Origin of the sequence: Hominilimicola sp. (genome assembly GCF_046972485.1) — a bacterium.
Taxonomy (GTDB): domain Bacteria; phylum Bacillota; class Clostridia; order UBA1381; family UBA1381; genus Hominilimicola; species Hominilimicola fabiformis.
Map to the genome: position 1 here is coordinate 25,004 of NZ_JBKVWU010000004.1, position 25,871 is coordinate 50,874.

Consider the following 25,871-nt stretch of genomic DNA (forward strand, 5'->3'; position numbering starts at 1 on the left):
CATTTTTGAATAAACTCTTTAAAATTACATTGTATTGGGCAGTCAACAAGACTTTTTAGTCTATTGTCAAATGACGCGGCAGACCGTCAACCATAAACGGTGTAAGTTCGCCGATAATAAGCGGACGTGCGTAGTCTATAAATTCTTGCGAAACATAGGTGCCGTTTTCGGTAATCCATTCCTTAGGCACAGTCTTTTCAACGTTTGCAATATCGCCGATGTCGTGAGTTTCGGTAAACACTTTATACGGCTCGTTTGATATACGTTTAAATATAACCATTTTACCTGTTTCGCCTGCAAGCGCCGCCGCAACGGCTGTTGCACCTGCGTCGTATGCCTCTGTTATATCACGTCTTGAAACGATATGTGACGCACATCTTTGAAGTGTTGAGAACACGATACCTCTTGACTTCATACCGGTATCTTTACCAACCATATCCGAAAGGAAAAGTGCGGTTTCACCAAGCATTTTGTGACCGAATACGTCAAGTTTCATATCGTCCTTTTGTGTTTCGCATATATATTGACCGTCGGCGTTTCGTATACCTTCCGACAATGCAATAATAGCAGACGACTTATGCTTTTTAACCTCTAAAATATCGCTTACAAATTTATCGTAGCTGAAAGGTGTTTCGGGAAGATAAATAAGGTCGGGACCTGTACAGTCCTCCGTTCTTGCAAGTGCAGACGAGGCTGTAAGCCAACCGGCGTTTCTGCCCATGATTTCAACTATTGTGATTGAGTCGGTCGTGTAAGTGTCGGTGTCAAGAATGATTTCTTTCATTGCGGACGCAACGTATTTTGCCGCACTTCCGTAACCCGGTGTATGGTCGGTTTTATCAAGGTCGTTGTCGATTGTTTTCGGCACGCCCATAAATGTAATATCGCTGTTTATCTTGTTTGCGTATTCGGCAAGCTTTTTTATCGTATCCATAGAATCGTTGCCGCCGATATAGAAGAAGTGCTTAATATCAAGCTTTTTAAGTATTGAAAAAAGTTTTTCGTATACGGCACTGTCTTTTTCATAATGTGGCAACTTGTAACGGCAAGTGCCGAGAAATGATGAAGGAGTGCGTTTTAAAATTTCAATATCAAGGTCGTTTTTGATACAGTCGTTAAGCTCGACATATCTCTCCTGCAAAAGTCCCTCAAGACCGTGTCGCATACCGTAAATCTTACCGCAGCCGGCACGCTTAGCGCCTTGAAAAACTCCGACAAGACTTGAATTGATTACAGATGTCGGTCCGCCCGATTGTCCTACAATTACATTACCGTTCATAATTATTTAGCCTTTCTGTGAGAAAATATATTTTAAAAATTACGCTAACATTATAACATTTTATCCGAATTTGGGCAATAGTAAAACGATAATATTTGAGATATATTTGAGATATGATGTTTTTATGTAAAAAGAAAGTTACAATAAACGATAATTTTGTATATTTTTTTATTGATACAATGAAATTAATATGTTATAATGAAGATAATGAGCGGATTTTGCCGCATAAATCGAAAGGAGTAATAGTATGAAATATTCAGCAGAAGTAGAACATATGTGTCCTTTGACAAAAGGAGCATATCACGGTCCTGCTCCAATCCCTCAAGAGGGTAAATGGACACAGGCAAAGGAAATTAAAGATATTTCCGGTCTTACACACGGTGTTGGTTGGTGTGCACCTCAACAGGGTACTTGTAAACTTACACTAAACGTAAAAGAAGGTATTATTCAAGAGGCATTGGTAGAAACAGTCGGATGTTCGGGTATGACACACTCAGCTGCTATGGCATCAGAAATTCTTGTAGGCAAGACAATTCTTGAGGCTCTTAATACAGACCTTGTCTGTGATGCTATCAATACAGCTATGAGAGAGCTTTTCTTGCAGATTGTTTACGGTCGTACACAAACAGCTTTTTCAGAGGACGGTCTTCCAATCGGTGCCGGTCTTGAAGACCTTGGTAAAGGACTTAGATCACAGGTTGGTACAACTTATGCAACACTTGAAAAGGGCCCAAGATACCTTGAACTTGCAGAAGGTTACATAACAAAGATTGCAGTTGACGATAACAACGAAATCATCGGTTATAAGTTTGTTCATCTTGGTAAGATGATGGAAATGATAGCTAAGGGTATGGACGCTAACGAAGCTTTGGAAAAGGCAAGCGGACAATACGGAAGAGTTGACGATGCTGCAAAACTTCTTGACCCAAGACACGAATAATCTGAAAAGGGAGGTAAATATATAATGGCTTTATTTGAGAGTTATGAAAGAAGAATAGATCAAATCAATGCTGAGCTTAAAAAGCATGGCATTTCATCAATAGAAGAAGCAAAGAAAGTCTGTGATGACGCCGGTGTTGATGCATACAACATCACAAAGAGCATTCAGCCAATCTGCTTTGAAAACGCTTGTTGGGCTTACACAGTAGGTGCAGCTATTGCAATTAAAGACGGTGTTAAGACAGCTGCAGAGGCTGCTGAGAAAATCGGTCTTGGCTTGCAGTCATTCTGTATACCTGGTTCTGTTGCCGACGACAGAAAGGTTGGTATCGGACACGGTAATCTTGGCGCAATGCTGCTAAGAGAAGAAACAAAATGTTTCGCATTCCTTGCAGGTCACGAATCATTCGCAGCTGCTGAAGGTGCTATCGGTCTTGCAAGAAGCGCAAACAAGGCTCGTAAGGAAGACCTAAGAGTTATACTTAACGGTCTTGGTAAGGATGCCGCTCAAATCATCTCAAGAATTAACGGCTTTACTTATGTACAGACTAAGTTTGATTACTATACAGGTAAGCTTGAAATTGTTAAAGAAACAGCTTACTCAAAGGGCGAAAGAGCAAACGTTCGTTGCTACGGCGCAGACGATGTTCGTGAAGGTGTTGCTATAATGCACCACGAGGGTGTTGACGTTTCTATCACAGGTAACTCAACTAACCCAACAAGATTCCAACACCCTGTTGCAGGTACATATAAGAAAGAATGTATCGAACAAGGTAAGAAGTATTTCTCAGTTGCATCAGGCGGTGGTACAGGTCGTACACTTCACCCTGATAATATGGCTGCAGGTCCTGCTTCATACGGTATGACAGATACAATGGGCCGTATGCACTCAGACGCTCAATTCGCAGGTTCATCTTCAGTTCCTGCTCACGTTGAAATGATGGGTCTTATCGGTATGGGTAACAACCCTATGGTTGGCGCAACAGTTGCTGTTGCCGTTGCCGTAGAGGAAGCTGCAAAGGCCGGTAAGTTCTAATTTAAAGAACGGTATTTTAAAAGACACCATTTAGCAAATGCTAAATGGTGTCTTTTTGTACTATTCAAGTTCGATACAGTCGATTGATACAGCCGGGCTAAGATAATCCGAGCCATTGCTACCGCTTATAACGTTAAGTTTAAGTTGGTTCCAATCTCTTGTGTTTGTATTAAATGCTGATGCAGGTACTGTAAATGAATAAGCATAATTGTTACCTCTGTAAGTACCGATTGTCATTAAACGAGTGCCCGGTTGATTCGATGCTGACGGTAATTTAGACGTCCACGAATTTACCGATGGCTGAATACGTCCGCCGATATAACTTCCTGTAATACCGATTCTCAAAGTGTGGTCTTTGGCGGCTTGCTCGGAATTGAGTCTGAAATATACTATAAGTCCGTTATTGACATCTTTAAAGATGTAACAAGGGAATGATGATGCGTCTGATGTGCCGACAATGTAGTTGCCTTTCCAAGATTCAACGCGACTGTCTGCCGGGTGCATTTTAGTCATAAGTGAACCGTTCTTAAATTCAAGCGGTGTACCGTCCCAATCGCCGATTCGCCATGTTACGTCATTGTCTGACGGGTCATCGGTAATTGTTATTGAATTTAAAATTTTTGTACCGCCTGCAGTTACCGTTACATCAGTTGTGTAAACAGCAAGCTCGTTTTTGTAAATTGTCATTGTGTATGTTCCCGGCAGCATATTTGTGCAGGAGAAGTATCCGTTTGAATCAGATGCTTTTGTCCAATATTGAGCCTCATCATTTGAGAAACCTACAACGTACTCATAATCTGATTTCATATTTTTGATACCTACTCCGGCAACTCTGCCTCTGCCGCTTGAACCGACCCAACCGTGAATGCCAAGCGAATCAATCCAATCTGTCTTTAAATTGCCGGTATATAATTTTGATGAAGGTTCGCCGCCGTCAGTGAATGCAAGTACATAAGGACCTTGCAAGCCGTAACGCTTAACATCGGTCTGTGCCATACCGTAGTAAAGTATTTCGTAAAGATTTACGGCAACATCTGTATTATCTCTGATAAGAGAACGATAGAACGGACCGCCGGATGCTTTTTCGTGATTACTGCGTACAATGTATGCACCGACGTTGCCGTTTGATATACCTGTGTAATTATAATCCATTACTCTTGTATCTGAATAATGCTTTGAATATGTGTAACCGGTTGAGGTGTCGGTGAATATATCCTTTGCCTCAAGGGTTGAATACGAACTATACCAACTGTTAGAAGTATTCAAAACAGGGAATAGTGACGGTTTAAGTCTGACAATGTAGCGTGTTACGGTTACACTGTCATCGGCGATATATCTAAACATATAGATGTTGTTTTCGCCTTTGCGTGCAACGTAGTATTGCTCTAATGTTCCGTAAACTACTTTGACCATTATTACTGAACTGCTTGGCTGTGAAATTGTTACGTCCGACTGACCAAGACCGGTTTCGACGTGTGAATTTTTGTTTGTGTAGCCGTTATAGTCAGTTCCGTTGTAAATAAGCGATGAAATATCACCGTTTGAACGTTTTACTTTAAACACAAGGTTTGCACCCGTGTCTATGGTGTAATTTGTACTGTCCTCGGTGTAACCGAAATCAGCCAAAGCTGAACTTGGTATGATGAATGCGGAAATCATCAAAGCCATAAATATGGCAAGTCTTAACAGTACACCCCTCTTTGAACTCTTTAGTTGTGATTCGTTTTTCATAAAACTCTCCTTTCGTTTCATGCTCTCCCATTTCCTTAAACTCCACATGAGCTAAGAATAACACGGCTTTGTGCAATGTGTCAATATATTTTTTGCAAGCGAAGAAAAATTGTAGAAGTAGCACAAAAACGAAAAAATGATTGGTATAAAATAGACAAGAATATTTTGTGATTTGGTGTAATATTAGTATAATGTTACGACTTAAATTTGGACGAATAATTACTTGTCTGTTTTGTCATACAATCTGACCAATGTGGAAACAGCTTGGCTGATTGTTATGTTTGCTTTTGGATTAAAATTTTCGTCAGTGTTGTTTAAGATATTCAATGTTTTTAAACTGTACACAGAAGACACTGCCCATGATGATATTTCGCTATTGTCGGCGTATGACATATCTACCTTGGCAAGCGGAAGTTCAATGTCTAAGTAGTTTGCGGCACGGCAAAGAATTGTTGCGGCTTCTTCACGCGTGAGTTTGTCGTTTGGTGAGAAGATATAATCGCCCTTACCCGATACTATTTTAGCGGAATATAATACGGTAATTTTGTCATTGCCGTTTGTGTCATCAAATGGAGCGCGTTCATATTTGAATATGGGCAATTCTTTTATCGGGTTTACAAAGTTGTATACAAAATTACAGAATTGTTCACGTGTAATATCATCGTTAAAGTTGTAGTTTTCGTTGTTGATAATGCCAAGTGATACCGCTCTTGATATGTCGCTTTCAAATGCGGTGACTTCACTGTTTTGCTCAATTTGAGTTGCGTTGTTGCTTTCTTCTGTTTCATTGCTTGCAAATACAGATGTACCTGACATCATCGCCAATGCAAGAATAATTGTTATTGCTTTTTTTAACATTTTAATTCCACCGTTCCATTTGCTTAAAATTCGGTAATTGCAAATACCTTTAAATTTGATTATTTAATTTTATCATATTGGTTAGTTAATTGCAATAAATGTTTACAGATGAATTTTTAGTTAATATAAGTTAAATGAATATGCAAGAAATATTGACAACAGGGTCGATTTTTGATACTATTATTATGTATTACTATAAGTAAATTTTAGGGAAGGACAGGTGAGTTTTTATGACTCCTAAAGTAGCATTAATAATGGGAAGTGACTCTGATTTTGAAAAATTAAAGAGTTGCGTTGCAAAGCTTAAAGAATTTAAAATTGAGGTAGATGTGAATGTAATTTCTGCACACAGAACACCTGACAAAGCGGCAGAATTTGCCAAGAATGCCGAGAAAAACGGTATTGAGGTTATAATTTGTGCGGCAGGTATGGCGGCACATCTCGGTGGAGTTATAGCGGCTCACACAACAGTACCTGTTATAGGTATTCCGATTAAGTCAACACTTGAGGGTATGGACGCACTTTTGGCAACAGTCCAAATGCCTCCTGGTATCCCTGTTGCGACGGTCGGTATAGATAACGGCACGAATGCGGCGATTTTGGCTGCACAAATGCTTGCTATTAAATATGATTATTTGAAAGACGCTCTAAAAGACGCAAAGGTTAAAATGGTTGAGGGCGTCGAGAAAAAAGACGAAAAAATTAAAAAAGCAGTTGCAGAAATGTAATTTGATATTTAAGTGAAAACAATTTTAAAGGAGATAAAAATATGAGTGAAAATGCGTACAAACAAGCAGGTGTAGACGTTGAGGCGGGCTACGAATCAGTAAGACTAATCAAGGACGACGTTAAAAAGACAACGATTGAGGGCGTACTTGGCGGAATCGGCGGCTTCGGCGGACTTTTTGAAATGCCGAAAAACTACGAAAATCCTGTACTTGTTTCGGGTACTGACGGTGTAGGTACAAAAATCAGAGTTGCTTTCCTTATGGACAAGCATGATACTATCGGTCAAGACTGCGTTGCAATGTGTGTAAACGACATTGCTTGTTCGGGTGCAAAGCCGTTGTTCTTCCTTGACTATATCGCAATCGGTAAGAATGTTCCGGAAAAGGTTGCACAAATCGTTAAAGGCGTTGCGGACGGCTGTGTTTTGTCGGGTTGCGCGCTTGTAGGCGGTGAAACTGCAGAACATCCGGGAATGATGCCGGAAGATGAATATGACGTTGCAGGATTTAGCGTTGGTGTTGTTGAAAAGAGCAAAATCACTGACGGTAAAAATGCAAAAGCAGGTAACGTGCTTATCGGTATCGCGTCAAGCGGTGTTCACTCAAACGGCTATTCACTTGTAAGAAAAGTTTTCGGTCTTAATGACAATAACGCAAAGGAAACTCTTAATACATATTCAAACGAACTTGGCAAGACAATCGGTGAGGAACTTTTGACACCGACAAGAATTTACGTTAAACCGCTTCTAAAGCTTATTGACGAAGTAGGTATTAATACCGTTTCTCATATCACAGGCGGCGGATTTATCGAAAATGTTCCGAGAATGTTGCCTGACGGTTTGAAAGCCGTTATCAAAAAGGGTTCATGGGAGGTTCTTCCTATATTTAACCTTATGCAGAAAAAGGCTGATATTCCGGAAAGAGATATGTACAACACATTCAATATGGGTATCGGTATGATAGTAGCTGTTGATGCGGATAAGGCTGAAAAGGCTGTTAAGTGCCTTGAGGACGCAGGCGAAAAAGCGTATATTATCGGTGAACTTGTTGACGGCGAAAAAGGTGTGGAGATAGTCGGTAATAATGAGGTTATCTCGTAAAAAATATGAGGCATCTCTCGGGTTTAAAAGAAACTTGAAGTATAAACATACATCAGCGTTCCTTTTGCTCCCGATATATACCACATCTTTTTCACGAGGAGGTTTAATTTATGAAAAAAATAGGTGTTCTTATTTCGGGCGGAGGCACGAATTTACAGGCTTTGATTGATAAACAAGGTACTGTTTTGAAAAGCGGTAAGATTGTGTGTGTATGCTCAAATAACAGTAAGGCGTACGGTCTTGAACGTGCAAAAAATGCAGGTATTGCGACTAAAGTAATCCGCAAAAATGCCGATTGCCGCGGTGATAACGACGAATTTAACCGACAAATTTGTGCGTATATGAAAGAAATGGACGTTGATGTGATTGTACTTGCAGGATTTTTGGCGATTTTGGGCGGTGACTTGCTTAAAGAATACGCAAATAAAATTGTCAATATCCACCCGTCACTTATACCGTCATTTTGCGGTGACGGCTTTTACGGATTGAAAGTACATCAGGCGGCACTTGATTACGGCGTTAAAGTGACCGGCGCAACGGCACATCTCGTAAATGAAATCACAGACGGCGGTAGGATTTTATTACAAAAAGCGGTTTATATTGAGGATGGCGATACGCCTGAAATTTTGCAAAAACGTGTTATGGAACAGGCAGAATGGATTATTTTGCCTCAAGCCGTTGAATTGGTTTGTGCCGATATGGTGTGATGAATAGCCGTAAAAATAATAGGTTGGAATTTTATGATTATTCACAAAACGGTGCGTATTTTGTGACTATATGCGCGAAAGACAAACAAAAAATATTTTGGAATAATCAACAATGTTCCGTAGGGGCGGTCAGCGGCCGCCCGCAAGACAAATTAAATCATTTAGGTTTGATTGTTAAAATCGGTATTGAAAAAATTCCACTGTATTATCAAAATATAACGGTGACAAATACGTCATTATGCCGAATCATGTGCATTTGATAATACGCATAGATAACAATGATATTAACGGGCGGCCAATGACCGCCCCTACTCTCTCGCAAATAGTCAATCAATTTAAAGGGTATTGTTCAAAACAAATTGGACACCCTGTATGGCAAAAGTCATTTCACGACCATATAATCCGAAATCAAGCGGATTACAATCGCATATGGGAGTATGTAGACACAAACGCAATAAAGTGGGAATCGGACTGCTATTACAACTAAAAAGGAGAAGTATAATGAAAAAAATTGATATATATGAAGAACTAAAAAGCAACGACTATCCAGGTCGTGGTATTGTAATCGGAAAAAGTGCTGACGGTAAAAGTGCCGTTACGGCATATTTTATAATGGGCAGAAGTGTAAACAGCCGTAACCGTGTATTTATTGAGGACGGCGACGGTATTCGTACACAAGCGTTTGACCCGTCAAAGCTTGAAGACCCGCATCTTATCATATATGCACCTGTTCGCGTGCTTGGTGACAAGACTATCGTCACAAACGGTGACCAAACAGATACGATTTATGAACATATGGAAAACGGTCAGACATTTGAACAGTCATTAAGAACTCGTGAATTTGAGGACGATGACCCTAACTTTACACCGAGAATATCGGGTATTATTGAACCTAACAAGGGCGGATTTGATTATTCAATGTCAATACTAAAGAGTGCTGATGGCAATCCGCAGTCTTGTCAAAGATATACTTTTTCGTATAACAATCCGCTTGACGGTGAGGGTCACTTTATCCATACATATATGGGTGACGGCAGTCCGCTTCCGTCATTTGAGGGTGAGCCTAAAAAGGTTGCAATTCCAAACGATATTAATGAATTCACAGACGGTCTTTGGAATTCACTTAATGCGGATAATAAAGTTTCGTTGTTTGTAAGATTTATCGACCTTGCAACAGGCGAAACAAAAACAAAGATTGTAAACAAAAACAAATAATATTTACATAAATAAAAAACGAAAGGACGATAAAATAATGAATGAAATGCAATTAAAGTACGGCTGTAACCCTAATCAAAAGCCGTCAAGAGTGTTTATGGAGAATGGAGATTTACCGTTTGAAGTGATTTGCGGAAGACCTGGTTATATTAACCTTTTGGACGCGCTTAACGGCTGGCAGCTTGTAAAGGAATTGAAGAAAGCAACAGGACTTCCTGCCGCAACTTCTTTTAAACACGTTTCTCCTGCCGGTGCGGCTGTGGGACTTCCGTTGTCTGACACATTGAAGAAGATTTATTTCGTTGATGACGTTGAACTTACTCCGCTTGCCAACGCATATGCACGCGCAAGAGGTGCTGACAGAATGTCGTCATTCGGTGATTTTATCGCTCTTTCGGACGTGTGTGATAAGGCTACCGCACTTCTTATAAAGAAAGAAGTTTCAGACGGTGTTATTGCTCCGGGTTATACAGACGAGGCACTTGAAATTTTAAAAGCAAAGAAAAAAGGCAATTACAACATCATAAAGATTGATGAAAATTATAAACCTGCCGAAATCGAAAGAAAGCAAGTTTTCGGTGTCACATTTGAGCAAGGCAGAAATGAACTGGATATTAATGACGAATTGCTTGGAAATATAGTAACGAATAACAAGGAACTTTCAGACGAGGCAAAGAGAGATCTAAAGATTGCGCTTATAACATTGAAGTATACACAGTCAAACAGTGTTTGCTACGTTAAGGACGGTCAGGCAATCGGTATCGGTGCAGGTCAGCAATCAAGAATACATTGTACACGTCTTGCAGGCAATAAGGCTGATATATGGTGGCTGAGACAAGCACCGAAAGTGATTGGTTTGCAGTTTGTTGACGGAATTAAGAGAGCCGACAGAGATAATGCGATTGATGTGTATATTTCAGATGAATATATGGATGTACTTGCAGACGGCGTATGGGAAAAGACATTTAAAGTAAAGCCGGAAGTGTTCACAAAGGAAGAACAAAGAGCATGGCTTGATAAGAATACAGATGTTGCACTTGGTTCAGACGCATTCTTCCCGTTCGGTGACAATATTGAAAGAGCCAAAAAGAGCGGTGTTACAGTAATTGCACAACCCGGCGGTTCAATTCGTGACGATAATGTTATTGAAACGTGCAACAAGTACAATATGTGTATGAGTTTCACAGGTATAAGATTGTTCCATCATTAATCCCAAAGACGCATAATCAGTTCCATATGCACTTCAAAGTAATGGGGCGGTACACGCGTACAGCACCCATTGCATTTTGGCACATCTGAAACTAATTCTGCGACTTTTACTGGTTGGGTATATTTCGTATTCAACGGCTCGGGGCAGTACCAACGTACAGCACCGCTCGCCGTTTCAAACGAACTGCACACAATTCTGCGATTTTAATTGGTGAGTATTTTAATTAAAGGGAGAACGAATTATGAAAATATTAGTAGTAGGCGGCGGCGGACGTGAGCATGCTATTGCTTGGAAAATAGCACAGTCGCCAAAGGTAGATAAAATTTATTGTGCACCGGGTAACGGCGGTATTGCGGAACTTGCGGAGTGTGTTGACATTGCCGCAACGGATATTGAAAATATGGTTAAGTTTGCAAAGGACAATGCGATTGATCTTGTTATGGTTGCACCTGACGATCCGCTTGTACTTGGTATGGTTGACGCAATGGAAAAAGAGGGTATTCGTGCATTCGGACCTCGTGCAAATGCCGCTATAATAGAGGGAAGTAAGGCTTTTTCAAAGGAACTTATGAAGAAGTACAATATTCCTACCGCAAATTATGAAGTGTTCACAGACAGTACGTCTGCGATTGATTATATCAAAGCGCAAAACACGTTTCCGACAGTTATAAAAGCTGACGGACTTGCACTTGGCAAGGGTGTTATCATAGCACAAAACCTTGAGGAGGCTGAGCAAGCCGTTCACGAAATGATTGACGACGGAAAGTTCGGAAAGAGCGGAAGTCGTGTAGTAATCGAAGAATTTTTGACAGGTCCTGAAGTCAGTGTACTTGCATTTACCGACGGTAAGACTGTTAAACCTATGGTATCGGCACAAGACCATAAGAGAGCATATGATAATGATGAAGGTCTTAACACAGGCGGTATGGGTACATTCTCACCGAGCCGTTTGTATGATGACGCAAAAGCGGAAGAATGTATGAAAAATATTTTTGTTCCGACTATTAAGGCTATGAGCAGTGAGGGCAGACCATTTAAGGGCGTGCTTTATTTCGGTCTTATGATGACTGCGAACGGTGTTAAGGTTATTGAATATAACTGCCGTTTCGGTGACCCTGAAACACAGGTTGTTTTGCCGAGATTAAAAACTGACCTTGTTGAAATTATGGAGGCTGTTATTGATGAACGCCTTGATGAAATCAACATTGAATGGGAAGATAATGCGGCGGTATGCGTTGTTATGGCGTCGGGCGGTTACCCTGTAAGCTATAAAAAAGGCTATGAAATCAGCGGTCTTGATAACGTAGGCGATTTGACTGTGTTCCACGCAGGAACAGCGGTAAAGGACGGTAAAATCGTTACTAACGGAGGACGTGTTCTTGGTGTTACGGCTGTCGGCAAAGACCTTGACGAGGCTATTAAAAATGCTTATGCAGGTGTTGCAAAAATTTCTTGGACAGATGAATTCCATAGAAGTGATATAGGTATAAAGAAATATTAATTCTGTAGGTGAATGGCGTTTTTGATTGCTCTTTGCGGAGGGATAATTATGAATAAAACTAAAAGGATGTTGAAAAATGCGGCAATATCGGTTGGCATAGGTGCAGTACCGGCTTTTGTGGTATTGTGGCTTTGCAATTTATTTATGAAAGTAAATGAACTTACGTACATGGCAAGGATGACAATGTACAAAATACGCATAACTATGCCTTTGATGATAGGTATTACCGTAATGCTTTTTGCAATGGTGTCTTTTATAAGCAGAGATGAGAAAAGAATTAACAAAGAGATTGAAAAAGAAAAACGTTCACACACTTCAAGTATTACCAATGCTAATATGTTTGGACTTGTCGATGATGATTGGGATAAAGGATTTTTGTCAATATACGGTGAAGAAATTAAGCCCGGAAAAGACCACGGCACAGCATATATGGTTTTTAAATTCCTTTCGATTTTCTTTTTGTGGGCAACTGCCTTTATGGTTTTGGGTATGCTCTGCATGATGTTGTCGGCTGTAAGATAAGAGATACGGCAATTAAAGTCGTTCGATTGAAAAAATCGGACGGCTTTTTTCTTGACTAATGATTTTAGGAATGTTAAAATTGTTATATGATGAAAGATTTCTTTGCTGGAGGATTGAAGATGAAAAGACAAGATTATATATCGTGGGACGAATATTTTATGGGGATTGCGTTACTGTCGGCACAGAGGAGCAAGGACTCGCATACACAGGTTGGTGCGTGTATTGTAAATCATGAAAATAAAATATTGTCGCTTGGGTATAACGGTATGCCGACAGGGTGTTGCGATGACGATATGCCTTGGGAAAGAAATGGTGAAAACCCTGTAAATACGAAATATATGTACGTTTGCCATGCCGAACTTAATGCGATTTTAAACAGAAGTTCAGGCTCGCTTGAGGGCGCTAAGCTGTATGTAACGCTGTTCCCTTGCAACGAATGTGCGAAGGCGATTATTCAAAGCGGTATCAAGGAAGTTGTGTATATGTCCGACAAATATGCCGATGAGGCTAACACTATTGCGTCAAAGAAAATGTTTGACATGGTAGGTATTAAATACAGAATATATGAAAAAACGGGCAGAAAATTAACGATAGAATTATAAAAGTGAGCCTGTCGACAAAGTGTCGACAGCTCCAAAAATCACATCTTTCAATGTGATTTTTGAGTATTTTCAGAGAAAAATCATAAAGTTCCTCCAAAGTCGAAACTTTAGATCTTAAGCCATTTCTGCCGCACAGGTCGCCAGAAATGATTACTAATTGAGGTTAGCTTTTTCAGTAGTTTTGCCTACGGCAAAACTGCTCTGCGAGCATCGGATGTCTTTCCGATACGCCATCAAACTCCCAAAAATAAAGTATACAAAACCATAATGGTTTTGTATATAATCTGTAAGAACGGCGTGACCGTTCTTTTTTTATAAAATATTTTGAAAAAAGTCAAAAAAACTCTGTTTTTTTAATTGGTTTTATTGTATAATAAGAGTATATTAGGTATTTTATGCGAAAAAATTAAGAAACGGAGATGAAGTCATGGCGGTGAACAGAGTTTCAATAACCATTAATTCACGTCAATATACAGTTGTTGCTGAGGAAAGCAGAGAGTATATCGAAAGATTGGGCGAACATATAAATGAAAAGGTTAAAAACGTTTTAAATGGCGGTCAAAATGTTCTTGGGGAACGTCCTATTGTTTTGGCGGCGCTTAATATTTGTGATGAATATTTCAAAGCACTTGAATCGGACGATTCCGTAAAGGTCGAAATAGAAAAATTAAATTCAAAAATTGATAATTTAAAAAAAGAAAACGACTCGCTAAAAAGAGAACTTGACGACGCAAAAAGCGGACAGGTTACGATTGATGAAACAGAATTGAATGCCGAATTAACATCGACAAAAAAAGACCTTGAAACAGCAAATAAAAACAATAAAACTCTTGAAGAAACTATTAAAAGTTTAAAAGAAAAACTAAAAGCATACGAAGAAAATACAGTTGTATCAGACGGCAAGAAGAAGGTTAAATGAGTATGGAACTTTTAGCACCTGCCGGCAGCAGACAGGCACTTACGGCGGCGGTACAATCGGGAGCGGACGCGGTATATCTCGGCGGTCCGCAGTTCGGCGCGCGTTACAGTGCCGAAAACTTTACAATCGAAGAAATGAAAACGTGGGTGGATTACTGCCATTTGTACGGTGTTGACGTTCACGTTACGGTAAATACGCTTGTTAAGGAAAAGGAAATTGAAAGCCTTAAAGAATATTTGAAGCAACTTAATGAAATCGGCGTTGACGCACTTATTGTTCAGGATATGGGCGCTGTGGAGATTATCAAAAAGACTGTTCCGGATATGACTTTGCACGCAAGCACGCAGATGACTGTTACAAGTCTTGAGGGTGTAAAATATCTTGAGGATATGGGATTTTCAAGAGTGGTTTTGGCACGTGAACTGTCGGAAAAAGAGATAGAGCATATTTGCAAAAATGCAAAAGCGGAAATTGAAGTTTTTGTTCACGGTGCAATTTGTATGTGTTACTCCGGACAGTGCCTTATGTCGAGTATTTTAGGCGGCAGGAGCGGTAATCGCGGTCGCTGCGCTCAACCGTGTCGATTGCCGTATGATTTGCTTGAAAACGGCAAAACGGTTAAAAGCGGATATGTTTTAAGTCCTAAAGATATGGCACTTGTGAATGACTTGGGGACACTAAAACGTATAGGCGTAACATCACTGAAAATCGAAGGACGCTTGAAAAGAGCGGAATATGTATCCGCTGTTGTGGGCGTGTACCGAAAGTATCTTGACAAGGGCGGAAACGTGTCAAAAAAAGATATGCAGGAACTGCTTGACGCATTTTCAAGAACAGGTTTTACAGACGGATATTTTAAAGGCAATCTCGGTAAAAATATGATGAGCCACGATACTCCGAGTAACAGCGCGGAAAATAAATTTACCGATGAGGCGAAAAAACGCGCCGCAGAGGACTCAAATATCCGTAAAATCAATACAGGTATTATGGGGACACTAAATGTTGATGCCCCGCTTGAACTTACAATGTACGATAATGACGGACATTACGCGTATGCACAAGGGACACTAAAATCCGAAAAAGCACTCCATAAACCTATGGACGAAAAAAGACTTCGCGACCAGCTTTTAAAACTCGGAAGTACACCGTTTGAATGTGACGATATAAATATTACGATAGACGACGGAATTACAATTCCGATTAAGGAAATAAACAGCGTAAGACGTGAATGCTGCGAAAGCCTTATAAATCAAAGACAAATGCGTGAAAAAGGCAGAGAACTTGACTTTGAAATTGAGCATAGCAACCGTAAAAACACGAATATAATACTCACTTGTGAAGTTAGTGATGAAGAACAGTTCAAAGCCGCAGTTAAAAATAACATAAAAAGAATATATGCCCCCAATGATTTGGTGGGGACACTAAAAGATGTGCCTGACGATGTTGAAATAATATCAAAATCGGCGGATATATTTTGTGAAGAGAATATAAAGACGGATGGTGTACTTGTTTCGTCACCGGCGGCAATTTACAAGTATAAAGATAAAGAGATATACGGCGATTTCAGATTGAATGTTTTTAATTCGCAAACGGCACAGCATTACGGCGATTTGAAAACGGTTACATTATCTCCTGAACTTAATTTACATGAAATTGCCGATTTATGTGAAAATACAAACGCTGATCTTGAAGTTATAGGCTACGGACATATTCCGCTTATGATGATGAAAAACTGCCCGATAAAGGCTATGGGAAAATGCCAAAAGGGCAAAATGATATACAAGCTGAAAGACAGAAAAAAAGAGGAATTTCCGATTGTCTGTTCAAAAGGCTGTATAGCAAAACTTTTAAATTCAAAGCCTATATTTATGGCGGATAAAATCGCGGATTTAAAAAAACTTAAAATAAACAGTATCAGATTGATATTTACTGTTGAAAAATTCGCTCAATGTGATAAAATAATAGATATGTATAAGAGAGCTTTAAACGGCGAAAAAAATGTGCAGAGTATGACGGAAAACACATACACAAGAGGACATTTTTATCGCGGTGTGCTTTAAGAAAGGTTATAATGCAATGATAGATTTTATACTTGCGTCGGGTTCACCGAGAAGAAAAGAACTTTTGGAGCTTATGGGACTTGAATTTAAGGTGATTGTTTCGCAAGCGGACGAAGATTCCGTTTCAAAAGATTTGAAACCCGAGCTTTACGTGCAGGAGCTTGCACTTTTAAAGGCGAGTGCAACCGCGAAAGAGGTTTTACGCAATAAAAATGCGGTTATAATTTCAGCAGACACAATCGTAACGCTTGACGGACAAATACTCGGTAAGCCGAAAGACGAAGATGACGCATTTAATATGCTTTCAAAACTTTCGGGACGTGAACATGAAGTATATACGGGATATTGCGTTATGCGAATAAGCGACGGAAAAGCCGTTTGCGGAAAAGTTAGGACAAAAGTAAAGTTTAAAGATTTGAGCGATGACAAAATTCGCGGATATATAAATTCGGGCGAGCCTATGGATAAGGCAGGTGCATACGGAATACAGGGACTCGGTTCACTTTTGATTGAAAAGATTGACGGCGATTATTTTAATGTTGTCGGTCTGCCGATAAGTGCACTTGCGGACACGCTTGAGGACGAATTCGACATAAAGCTGTTGACAGGTATGTCAACAGCCCAAAAATCACATCAATAGATGTAATTTTTGAGTGATTTTTAAAGAGAAAATCATAAAGTTCCTCCGAAGTCGAAACTTTAGATTTTTGCCATTTCTGCCGCACAGGTCGTCAGAAATGATTTTTAATGAGGTTGCACCTCAAACACCCAAGAACAAAGAATACAAAACCATTCGGTTTTGTATGTGATTGATATTATAAAAGGAGAACAACGAAAATGGGGATATTTTCAAAAGATATAGGAATTGACCTTGGTACAGCAAACACACTTGTGTATGTAAAGGGCAAGGGAATAGTAGTAAGAGAGCCGTCTGTTGTGGCGATTGACAAGTACGAAGGTAAGGTGCTTGCGGTCGGTAATGCGGCAAATGAGATGATAGGCAGAACGCCTGAAAACATTGTTGCGGTACGTCCGATGAAAGACGGTGTTATTGCGGATTTTGACATAACTCAAGCTATGATAAGAGCGTTTATAAAAGAGGCTGACGTGAGCAACGTATTTAAGCCGAGAGTTGTTGTTTGCATACCGTCGGGCATAACGGAAGTTGAAAGACGTGCAGTTGAAGAGGCGGTTATTCAAGCAGGCGCAAAGGCAGTTGCACTTATCGAAGAACCTATGGCGGCTGCTATGGGTGCCGGACTTCCTGTGAATGATGCAACAGGTAATATGGTTGTCGACATCGGCGGCGGTACAACAGAAGTTGCGGTTATTTCGCTGGGCGGTATCGTTTCGTCAAGATCAATCAGAATTGCGGGAAATGCTTTGGATAGTGCTATTATCAATTATTTGAAGAAAGAAAATCAAATCAATATAGGTGACAAAATGGCTGAAGATATTAAGGTAGCCATTGCATCTGCATATGAAGATGACGAAGAAGGCGTTTACGAAGTAAGAGGTCGTGACGTTGCGACAGGCTTGCCGAAAACGGCACAAATCAAGGAAAGCGAAATCAGAGCAGCTATAAGCGAGAATGTGGACGAAATGATTGAAGCTATAAAGCTGACATTGGAAAACACACCTCCGGAACTTGCGGCAGACGTTATGGAACGTGGAATAGTGCTTACAGGCGGCGGTGCGTTGATTAAAGGCCTTGACAAACTTATCACCGAATCCACAAAAATTCCCACACACGTTGCCGAATATCCGCTTGACTGTGTTGCAATAGGAACAGGTAAGGCTCTTGATAATATAAAAGAACTTATCGAATCATCAAAATAATTTTGGATTGTATAACGGAAGGTTAGAAAATATGTCATCATTTTTTAAAAGAAAAGGCGTGATTGCGGCGGCGATTATAACCGCCGTAGTGCTTGTATGTGCCGCTATTGCTCATTTCGGCGGTACAAATCCCGTATCCAAAGTGCTTAGAACTGTATTTTCACCGTTTCAGAACGGTTTTTCGTATATAGTGAACAAGGTTACGGATACGACTGATTTTATTCGTGAAATGAACGGCTACAAGGAAGAAAACGCAAGACTTGTAGGTGAAATTAATGAGCTGAAAAAACAAAATAAAGATGTTGCAAATTACAGAGAAGAAAACGAACGTTTAAAAGAAACGCTTGAACTTCAAAACAGTCTTGAAAATTATTCAACCGTTGCCGCGTCTGTTATTGCGTATTCGTCAAATAACTGGTACGACACAATACAGATAAGCAAAGGCTCACTTGCTGGTGTAGCTGTCGGAAACGCGGTTATAACACCTGACGGAGTGGTAGGAAAAGTTGTTGAAACAGGTCCTACATGGTCGATTGTTTCGACAATATTGAATCCCGATAACGCAATGGGCGTAAAGGTTTCAAGAACAAGCGATGTTGCGGTTGTTGAAGGCGACAGTGAATTGTACAGCCAAAACTACTGTAAAATGACGTTTATTGACAAAGGCTCAAACCTTATAATAGGCGATATTCTTGAAACGTCAGGTTCAGGCGGAATTTATCCGGCAGGACTTTCTGTCGGTGTAATTCGTGAGATAAATTCGGACGCTATGGGTAATTTGAATTATGCAACAGTAGAGCCGCTTGTTGATTTCAACAAGCTTTATGAAGTGCTTGTTATAAACGGAACATATTGATTGGAGAGAAAAAGTGAGAAATTTTAAGATTTTTCTGTGGATTTTTGTGATTTTTCTTGTTCAGACGGTAGTGCTTTCACCTATCCATATATTCGGTGCGGTACCGTCTGCGGTATTGGCGTTTGTGATGTGTGTGGCAATTCTTGAAAATGAATTTCGCACTGCTGTTATAATAAGCGGAATATGTGCCGTTGTTATGGGCGCAATCGGAGGAAGAAATTTTACGGAGATTACGTTGTTTTATGCGTACAGTTCGATAATCGTATTCGCGGCAAGAAAACGTCCGAGATATGTCGGTAATTTTCCGAAAACGATTGTATGGACCTTTATTATGTCGGCAATACTTGAAATATTGTTGTTCGTCATAAGAGAAATGACGTTTGATGTGTCGGTAATTTTCAGTGATGCATTGCCGACGGCGGTATTTAATACGGTTATTGCAGTTATATTATATCCGATACTAAAAAAGACATTGTATAAAGAAGAAAAGAAGAAAAAGCTTTTGATAGCTTAAGGAGAATGTATATAAATGCCAAACAGTAAAGCGAGATTTATTATATTAAAAATAGTCATAGCTGTTATGTTTGCGGCGGTGATATGGAAGCTTTTTGATTTACAGGTATTAAAGGGCGAACAGTATTATGAAATCGCTAATGACAGAATGACTACCAATATAGTCGAAAAAGCACCGCGAGGTGAAATTCTTGACAGATACGGAACAACTCTTGTATCCAACAAAGTCGGTTATTCTGTTGTTATGCAGAAAACCGATGTTAAAGACGAAGAATTTAACGATATTATAAAAAAACTTGTGGATATATTTTATTCGACTCAATGTGAATATTATGATGATTTACCTATTTCGTTCGCACCATATCAGTTTAAGTTTGAGGACGAAAACGAGGACGGCTCCGTGGAGGACGAACGTGAAGCGTGGTTTAAGAATAATTCACATCTTGGCAAGGGTATAGAAGAAAATATGTCTGCCGACCAAATAATGCAGGCATACAAGGAGATATATAAAGTCAGCGACGTTTACAGCGAGGACGAGCAAAGACGTATCGTGGGTATCCGATACGCTGCGGAGGCAAGCGGTTTGTCACAGACAACATTGTTTACAGTTGCGGACGATATATCCGTCGATGCGGTAACGCAGATAAAGGAACGTCAGGACGAATTTAAAGGCATAGCTGTTATAAACGACTATATCCGTCAATATGACGCTCCCGGACTTGCAACGCATATTTTAGGTCGTACAGGTAAAATCAATGCCGAAGAATACGAGGCAAACAAAGATTTGGGTTACGGCTATAATGACATTATCGGTAAACAGGGCATTGAAAAGTGGGGCGAACAGTATTTAAGAGGTATTGACGGCACTACAGGTACAACTAAGGAAGTAAACGGTAAAGAGATTACCGTTATGAACGATGCAGAGCCTGTTCCGGGCGATTATATCGTGCTTACATTGGATTCGGATTTGCAGAAAGTGGCGGAAAAATCGCTTGAAGATACAATACAAAATATTCGTGCGTCAAGCGGTGTGAAAGCAAAGGACGGTGCAGACTGTGACGCAGGTTCTGTTGCTGTCATTGACGTAAAAACAGGCGATTTGCTTGCAGGTGCGTCGTATCCGACATACGATATGTCGAAGTTTAATGAGGATTATGAAACTTTGATTAATAATGACGCAAAGCCTATGTGGAACAGACTTGTAAGCGGACTTTACAGTCCTGGTTCGACATTTAAACCTTTGACGGCGATTGCGGCACTTGAAACGGGTAATTTGAATGTAAATGAAATTATCGAGGACGAGGGTATTTATAAATTTTATGCCGACTATCAGCCGACTTGCTGGATTTGGGGCGAATATAAATTGACTCACGGTAAGCAAAACGTCAGTGCGGCACTTGAAAATTCGTGTAACTATTTCTTCTATGAAGTCGGCAGACGTATGGGAATAAATAAACTTGATGAGTATGCAAAGAAGTTCGGTCTTGGTGAAAAAACGGGTATCGAGCTTGACGAAGAAGTGGCAGGTCATATGGCAAGCCCCGAATATAAAAAAGAGGTAGTTGCAAGTGCTACCGATCGGGAATGGTTTGGCGGTGACACTCTTCAAGCGGCAATCGGTCAGTCATACAGTTTGTTTACACCTATTCAGCTTGCAAACTATGCCGCAACAATCGCAAACGGCGGTACAAGATATAAAGTAAATCTTATAAAAAGCGTTCGTTCATCGGTTGACGGCGGTGTTGTAAAAGAATTTAATCCGGAAGTTGTCGAAAAAGTCGATATGGACGATGAAGTTATCAATGCCGTAAAACAAGGTATGAAACGAGTTGTTGACGAAGGTAGTGCGAGTGAAATTTTCGCAAATTACGGTATAGCGGTCGGCGGTAAAACAGGTACGGCACAGGTCGGAAACGGTTCAAATAACGCTGTGTTTATTGCTTTTGCACCGTTTGACGATCCGCAAATCGCGGTATCGGTTGTGCTTGAACACGGTGTTCGTGGTACAAATGCCGCGCAGGTAGCAAAAGATATTTTTGATAAATATTTCAATCTTGACAGTGCAGACGCAACCGCAGAGCCTACAACCACAACAGATGTGCAAGGCGGATTATTGAGATAGTTTATAATATGGGGAGGTTTGATTGAATTGGAAAAAGAGCTTATAAAGCTGAAAGGTACGGCTGACGGGGTGAAGATATATCTTGACAGTGAATGTGAATTTTCTAAGTTGATGAACTCCCTGTATGAAAAAATAAGACAGTTCAGAAAGTTTTTCGGCGGCGGACGTTGTAATATATATGTTGTCGGCAGGGAACTTTCAACGAGTGATAAAATGCGTCTTGACGCGGTTATTACGGCTATGTTGCCGGAATGTGAGATAAATTACGGTGAAAGAAAAGTGATAAAAGCCGAAGATTCGTTTGAAGAAACTCTTGAACTGCCTAAGGAACTTCTTCAGGAAAACACTGAAGAAATACATAATGAGAGTGAAGAAGTCCGCGAAATCGCGGAGGAAGAAACGGAACTTGAGGAGATAAAGGAAGTCGTAACGACTAATTTTAAAAGCAGTCGTGCGAGGTTTTACGAAGGCGTTGTTAAAGCAGGCAAAACAGTTTTTGCGGACGGACACCTTACCCTTTTCGGCGACGTTGAGGAGGGCGGAATGATAACGGCGGTCGGTAACGTTATCGTTATCGGAAGTATAAAAGGCAGCGTTGAGGCCGGGTGTATGGGTAATGACAATGCCTATATATTTGCGCTTGACTTTAAGCCGACAGACGTAAGAATTTCAAAAACTCACTGCAATTTTGATGAATTTGATACGCCGAATACCGAAAATCCTAAAAAGGCATATTTAATAAATAATCAAATTTGTGTAGATGATTTTTTGGTAAAAATATAGACAAAGAGAAAAAAATGTGATATAATTACGCAGAAAAGAGTTTTGGATAATTTTACTACGCATAAATTCATATTGAAAGGATAAGGAAAATGGGAAAAATCATCATAGTTGCATCCGGAAAAGGCGGTACGGGAAAGACAACTGTAACCGCAAATATAGGTGCGGCATTGGCTATGAGGGGTAATCTTGTTGCACTTGTCGATATGGATATGGGTTGTCGAAACCTGGATATTACACTCGGGCTTGAAAGCAGTATCGTTTACGATATATTTGACGTAATCGAAGAAAACTGTGACTTAGACGAGGCTTTGATTAAGGATACAAGATATGAAAACTTGTATTTTATACCCGCTCCGCAAACGCGTGACACTTCGTCTGTCGAAGATGAGGCGGTAAAGGGGATATGGGAAAAACTTTCTTCAAGGTTTGATTATTGCCTTGTAGACGCTCCGGCAGGAATTGACGGCGGTTTTTTATATGCGGCTATGGGTGCGGACAGTGCCATATTGGTCACAATGCCCGAAGTTACGGCACTTCGTGACGGTGACAGAGCAATATCCGTGCTTGAAGATATGGGTATAGAAGATGTCAAGGTTGTCATTAATCGCGTAAGATCGGATATGATTGACAAGGGAATAATGATGAATATGGACGATTGTGTAGATATGTTGGGTGTACCTGTGCTTGGAATTGTTCTCGATGACGAGGAACTTATGGTTGCCGCTCTTAAAGGCACTTTGGCGGTTTCGGCTGAAAATTCAAGGGCAGGACAAGCATTTTTAAATATTGCCGCAAGACTTATGGGCGAAGAAGTGCCTATTATGGAATTTGATGAAAAGGAAAGCTTTTTTGATAAGGTTAAGAAGCTTTTCGGAAAATAGAGTGAATGAGGAGGTATTTTTGTGAACATCGCTTTAATAGCACATGATAAGAAAAAAGAATTAATGGTACAGTTTTGTATTGCTTACTCGGGTATTCTGTCAAAACATTCTCTGTATGCAACCGGCACAACAGGTAAGATGATTATTGAAAATACCGGTCTTAATGTATATAGATTTTTGTCAGGACCGCAGGGCGGCGATCAGCAAATCGGTGCGAGAATTGCATATAATGAAATTGACTTGGTGCTTTTCTTCCGTGCTCCGCTTAATGCCGAAGGGTATGAGCCTGACGTATTTTCGCTTCTGAGACTTTGCGATATGCACAATATTCCGATTGCAACGAACTGTGCAACGGCAGAAGTGCTTATTCACGGTCTTGAACGCGGTGACCTTGATTGGCGTGATATTGTCAATCCAAAAAACTAAAAAAGCTGATATTGAAAAAAGGTGATTTTTGCAAATCACCTTTTTTTTATCAAAAATACACCGTTTAAAAGTTACATCAAAGTAACGTATTTTTGATATGTGAAAATAATACTCTGCTTTTGACTTTATGTCAAGTCTTTTTTTTACTTTAAAGGGAGTAAACTGTCTATAAAACGAAAAAAGATATAATTTAATGGAGTGTGCCGTATTTTAGCGAAATATATATGCAATAAAATGGCACTATGCCTATAAAAATTACTGTTTTACGGTTGAAATATTACTCGGAATATTGTATAATGATAGAATAGGCAGAGGTTTACAACATTTAGAAACCTAAGAGAGGAATTAAAGAATGAATAATAAAGTTTCCGTCGTAAAATGTGACAGATATTCCGAAGTGCAAAATGCCGTAGAAAATGCGGTGTCTTTAATCGGTGGGATTGGGAAGTTTGTGAAAAAGGGTGATAATGTTGTCATAAAGCCCAACCTTGTTTCCAAGAAAAAGCCTGAGGAGGCGGTTACGACAAATCCCGAATTTCTTCACGCGGTTATAGTGATGGTCGAAAAAGCCGGCGGAAACGTGACGATTGCCGAAAGTCCCGGCGGTCCGTATAACACTACGGCTTTAAAGGGCGTTTATTCAGTCTGCGGTGTGGATAAGGCTGTCGAGGGAACAAACGCAAAATTGAATTTTGATACAAGTTTTACGGAAGTGCATTTCCCTGAGGGAAAGACCGTAAAGAAAATTCCGATAATAAATCCGATTTTGAATGCAGATGTTATAATTTCACTGCCGAAACTGAAAACTCACGCAATGACGAGTTATACAGGTGCCGTTAAAAATCTTTTCGGCACAATTCCCGGAACATATAAAGCGGAACTGCATTTCAGATTGAATGAGAGAAAGTCATTCTGTTCAATGCTTGTGGATTTGCACGAATGTGTAAAACCGACATTGTCCATTATGGACGCTGTTTGGGGTATGGAGGGCAACGGTCCGACGGCAGGTCAGAACAGACATATAGGACTTGTTATGGCATCAGAAAATGCACACGCGCTTGACTTGGCGTCATGTTATTTGATTGATTATGCACCGAATGAAGTTGATACGGTGCGTGAGGCGATTGAACGCGGACTTGTGTGTGACAGTGCGGAAAAAATTGATATAGCGGGCGAAGATATTAAACCGCTTGTTATGAAGGATTATTTAAAGCCTGAAAGCCATTTTAATTTGATTAAATTGATTTCACTTCCGGACGCACTTAATGCACGACTTATAAATGCACTTGCGTCAAAGCCGGCAATGGATTACGATATATGCGTAGGTTGCGGAGAATGTGCAAGATGTTGTCCGCCGAAAGCGATTGATATGTCAACGGGTAAACCTGTTATTGACACGAAAAGGTGTATAAAATGTTTTTGCTGTCAAGAACTTTGCCCCAAAAAAGCGGTAAAGATAAAACGACCGCTGTTAAATAGATTTATGATTAAATTTCTAAAGTAAAGGATATGATTTTTTGTTTAATGTAGTTCTTGTTGAACCGAGAATACCGCAGAATACAGGCAACATTGCCCGTACTTGTGCGGCGACAGGGTGTAGACTTCATATTGTACGTCCGACGGCTTTTCAGATTACCGATAAAAATTTGAAAAGAGCGGGTTTGGATTATTGGCATTTGCTGAATGTATGCTATTACGATAATTTGGCGGACTTTTTTGAAAAAACAGAGGGTGCAAGATATTTTTATGCAACAACAAAAGCACCTCATACATATGTTGAGGCTGAATTTAAGGATAACGATTATATATTGTTCGGTCGTGAGGATGCAGGACTTCCCGAAGAACTTTTGTACGAACACGAAGAACGTTGTATAAGAATACCTATGATAGAAGAGGCGAGAAGTCTTAATCTTTCAAATTCCGTTGCGATTGTTGTATACGAGGCACTTCGTCAGCAAGGGTTTGATAATTTAAAGGATTTAGGACAGCTGACTCAATTCCATTGGTAATTAGACTTGATTAAATTGCCAACAGCACCATTTTT

At 40.0% G+C, this 25,871-nt stretch carries 26 protein-coding genes; 22 read left to right on the plus strand and 4 right to left on the minus strand.

The window, feature by feature from the left end; all coding sequences use genetic code 11:
* Positions 1 to 55: 55 nt before the first annotated feature.
* Positions 56 to 1,279 carry a 6-phosphofructokinase gene (locus ACLTU0_RS01035; RefSeq protein WP_412321045.1) on the minus strand — a complete coding sequence of 408 codons (1,224 nt, stop codon included), beginning with the start codon at positions 1,277 to 1,279 and terminating at the stop codon, positions 56 to 58.
* A gap of 247 nt (positions 1,280 to 1,526) precedes the next feature.
* Between ACLTU0_RS01035 and ACLTU0_RS01040 the strand changes: the two genes are divergently transcribed.
* Positions 1,527 to 2,219: an iron-sulfur cluster assembly scaffold protein gene (locus tag ACLTU0_RS01040; RefSeq protein WP_022230920.1), complete on the plus strand. Its 693-nt coding sequence runs from the start codon at positions 1,527 to 1,529 to the stop codon at positions 2,217 to 2,219.
* 24 nt (positions 2,220 to 2,243) lie between these two features.
* On the plus strand, positions 2,244 to 3,254 hold the full coding sequence (locus tag ACLTU0_RS01045) for a GGGtGRT protein (protein ID WP_022230921.1): 1,011 nt from the start codon (positions 2,244 to 2,246) through the stop codon (positions 3,252 to 3,254).
* A gap of 60 nt (positions 3,255 to 3,314) precedes the next feature.
* Here ACLTU0_RS01045 and ACLTU0_RS01050 read toward each other — a convergent pair whose 3' ends face one another.
* Positions 3,315 to 4,985 carry a rhamnogalacturonan lyase B N-terminal domain-containing protein gene (locus tag ACLTU0_RS01050; protein WP_412321047.1) on the minus strand — a complete coding sequence of 557 codons (1,671 nt, stop codon included), beginning with the start codon at positions 4,983 to 4,985 and terminating at the stop codon, positions 3,315 to 3,317.
* 219 nt (positions 4,986 to 5,204) lie between these two features.
* On the minus strand, positions 5,205 to 5,843 hold the full coding sequence (locus ACLTU0_RS01055) for an S-layer homology domain-containing protein (protein WP_412321049.1): 639 nt from the start codon (positions 5,841 to 5,843) through the stop codon (positions 5,205 to 5,207).
* Positions 5,844 to 6,073: 230 nt separating this feature from the next.
* On the opposite strand from ACLTU0_RS01055, the gene purE reads away from it, so the two are divergent.
* The 5 genes from purE (at position 6,074) to ACLTU0_RS01080 (ending at position 10,803) form a co-directional block, all read left to right on the plus strand.
* Positions 6,074 to 6,571 (plus strand): 5-(carboxyamino)imidazole ribonucleotide mutase, encoded by a 498-nt coding sequence (gene purE / locus ACLTU0_RS01060; protein ID WP_022230924.1) that lies wholly within the window; start codon positions 6,074 to 6,076, stop codon positions 6,569 to 6,571.
* Between the two features lie 41 nt (positions 6,572 to 6,612).
* Positions 6,613 to 7,671 carry a phosphoribosylformylglycinamidine cyclo-ligase gene (gene purM, locus ACLTU0_RS01065; RefSeq protein ID WP_412321050.1) on the plus strand — a complete coding sequence of 353 codons (1,059 nt, stop codon included), beginning with the start codon at positions 6,613 to 6,615 and terminating at the stop codon, positions 7,669 to 7,671.
* Between the two features lie 110 nt (positions 7,672 to 7,781).
* A complete protein-coding gene (purN, locus tag ACLTU0_RS01070; RefSeq protein WP_412321051.1) occupies positions 7,782 to 8,378 on the plus strand; it encodes a phosphoribosylglycinamide formyltransferase in 597 nt (198 codons plus the stop codon).
* 501 nt (positions 8,379 to 8,879) lie between these two features.
* Positions 8,880 to 9,593 carry an IMP cyclohydrolase gene (locus ACLTU0_RS01075; RefSeq protein ID WP_022230928.1) on the plus strand — a complete coding sequence of 238 codons (714 nt, stop codon included), beginning with the start codon at positions 8,880 to 8,882 and terminating at the stop codon, positions 9,591 to 9,593.
* A 37-nt stretch (positions 9,594 to 9,630) separates the two neighbouring features.
* Positions 9,631 to 10,803, plus strand: a complete 1,173-nt coding sequence (locus ACLTU0_RS01080) for a phosphoribosylaminoimidazolecarboxamide formyltransferase (RefSeq protein ID WP_412321053.1) — start codon at positions 9,631 to 9,633, stop codon at positions 10,801 to 10,803.
* Here ACLTU0_RS01080 and ACLTU0_RS01085 read toward each other — a convergent pair.
* Positions 10,800 to 10,994: a hypothetical protein gene (locus tag ACLTU0_RS01085; protein ID WP_412321055.1), complete on the minus strand. Its 195-nt coding sequence runs from the start codon at positions 10,992 to 10,994 to the stop codon at positions 10,800 to 10,802. The two genes, ACLTU0_RS01080 and ACLTU0_RS01085, sit on opposite strands and share 4 nt — an antisense overlap.
* A gap of 50 nt (positions 10,995 to 11,044) precedes the next feature.
* Here ACLTU0_RS01085 and purD point away from each other — a divergent pair, with 50 nt between their 5' ends.
* From purD to ACLTU0_RS01160, 15 genes are all read left to right on the plus strand, one after another.
* Entirely contained in the window at positions 11,045 to 12,304 is a 1,260-nt protein-coding gene (gene purD / locus ACLTU0_RS01090; protein WP_412321056.1) for a phosphoribosylamine--glycine ligase, read from the plus strand.
* A 48-nt stretch (positions 12,305 to 12,352) separates the two neighbouring features.
* Positions 12,353 to 12,826: a hypothetical protein gene (locus tag ACLTU0_RS01095; protein WP_117968494.1), complete on the plus strand. Its 474-nt coding sequence runs from the start codon at positions 12,353 to 12,355 to the stop codon at positions 12,824 to 12,826.
* 119 nt (positions 12,827 to 12,945) lie between these two features.
* Positions 12,946 to 13,428 carry a deoxycytidylate deaminase gene (locus ACLTU0_RS01100; RefSeq protein WP_022230931.1) on the plus strand — a complete coding sequence of 161 codons (483 nt, stop codon included), beginning with the start codon at positions 12,946 to 12,948 and terminating at the stop codon, positions 13,426 to 13,428.
* A gap of 427 nt (positions 13,429 to 13,855) precedes the next feature.
* A complete protein-coding gene (zapA, locus tag ACLTU0_RS01105) occupies positions 13,856 to 14,347 on the plus strand; it encodes a cell division protein ZapA (RefSeq protein WP_147513888.1) in 492 nt (163 codons plus the stop codon).
* Positions 14,348 to 14,349: 2 nt separating this feature from the next.
* On the plus strand, positions 14,350 to 16,407 hold the full coding sequence (locus ACLTU0_RS01110; RefSeq protein WP_412321058.1) for a DUF3656 domain-containing U32 family peptidase: 2,058 nt from the start codon (positions 14,350 to 14,352) through the stop codon (positions 16,405 to 16,407).
* Between the two features lie 16 nt (positions 16,408 to 16,423).
* Entirely contained in the window at positions 16,424 to 17,047 is a 624-nt protein-coding gene (locus ACLTU0_RS01115; protein WP_412321059.1) for a Maf family protein, read from the plus strand.
* Positions 17,048 to 17,244: 197 nt separating this feature from the next.
* On the plus strand, positions 17,245 to 18,246 hold the full coding sequence (locus tag ACLTU0_RS01120; RefSeq protein ID WP_412321061.1) for a rod shape-determining protein: 1,002 nt from the start codon (positions 17,245 to 17,247) through the stop codon (positions 18,244 to 18,246).
* A 31-nt stretch (positions 18,247 to 18,277) separates the two neighbouring features.
* Complete coding sequence (gene mreC, locus ACLTU0_RS01125) at positions 18,278 to 19,102, plus strand: rod shape-determining protein MreC (protein WP_022230936.1); 825 nt, start codon at positions 18,278 to 18,280, stop codon at positions 19,100 to 19,102.
* Between the two features lie 13 nt (positions 19,103 to 19,115).
* Positions 19,116 to 19,616 (plus strand): hypothetical protein, encoded by a 501-nt coding sequence (locus ACLTU0_RS01130; protein ID WP_412321064.1) that lies wholly within the window; start codon positions 19,116 to 19,118, stop codon positions 19,614 to 19,616.
* Between the two features lie 15 nt (positions 19,617 to 19,631).
* Positions 19,632 to 21,737, plus strand: coding sequence for a penicillin-binding transpeptidase domain-containing protein (locus ACLTU0_RS01135; protein WP_412321065.1), 2,106 nt, complete (start codon positions 19,632 to 19,634; stop codon positions 21,735 to 21,737).
* 18 nt (positions 21,738 to 21,755) lie between these two features.
* Positions 21,756 to 22,520 (plus strand): septum site-determining protein MinC, encoded by a 765-nt coding sequence (minC, locus tag ACLTU0_RS01140; protein WP_308455869.1) that lies wholly within the window; start codon positions 21,756 to 21,758, stop codon positions 22,518 to 22,520.
* 89 nt (positions 22,521 to 22,609) lie between these two features.
* Positions 22,610 to 23,401 carry a septum site-determining protein MinD gene (gene minD, locus ACLTU0_RS01145; protein ID WP_412321066.1) on the plus strand — a complete coding sequence of 264 codons (792 nt, stop codon included), beginning with the start codon at positions 22,610 to 22,612 and terminating at the stop codon, positions 23,399 to 23,401.
* A 21-nt stretch (positions 23,402 to 23,422) separates the two neighbouring features.
* Positions 23,423 to 23,827, plus strand: a complete 405-nt coding sequence (mgsA, locus tag ACLTU0_RS01150) for a methylglyoxal synthase (RefSeq protein ID WP_412321067.1) — start codon at positions 23,423 to 23,425, stop codon at positions 23,825 to 23,827.
* A 352-nt stretch (positions 23,828 to 24,179) separates the two neighbouring features.
* Complete coding sequence (locus ACLTU0_RS01155) at positions 24,180 to 25,331, plus strand: DUF362 domain-containing protein (protein ID WP_308455871.1); 1,152 nt, start codon at positions 24,180 to 24,182, stop codon at positions 25,329 to 25,331.
* 13 nt (positions 25,332 to 25,344) lie between these two features.
* Positions 25,345 to 25,836 (plus strand): tRNA (cytidine(34)-2'-O)-methyltransferase, encoded by a 492-nt coding sequence (locus tag ACLTU0_RS01160; RefSeq protein WP_022230943.1) that lies wholly within the window; start codon positions 25,345 to 25,347, stop codon positions 25,834 to 25,836.
* Positions 25,837 to 25,871: the final 35 nt, after the last annotated feature.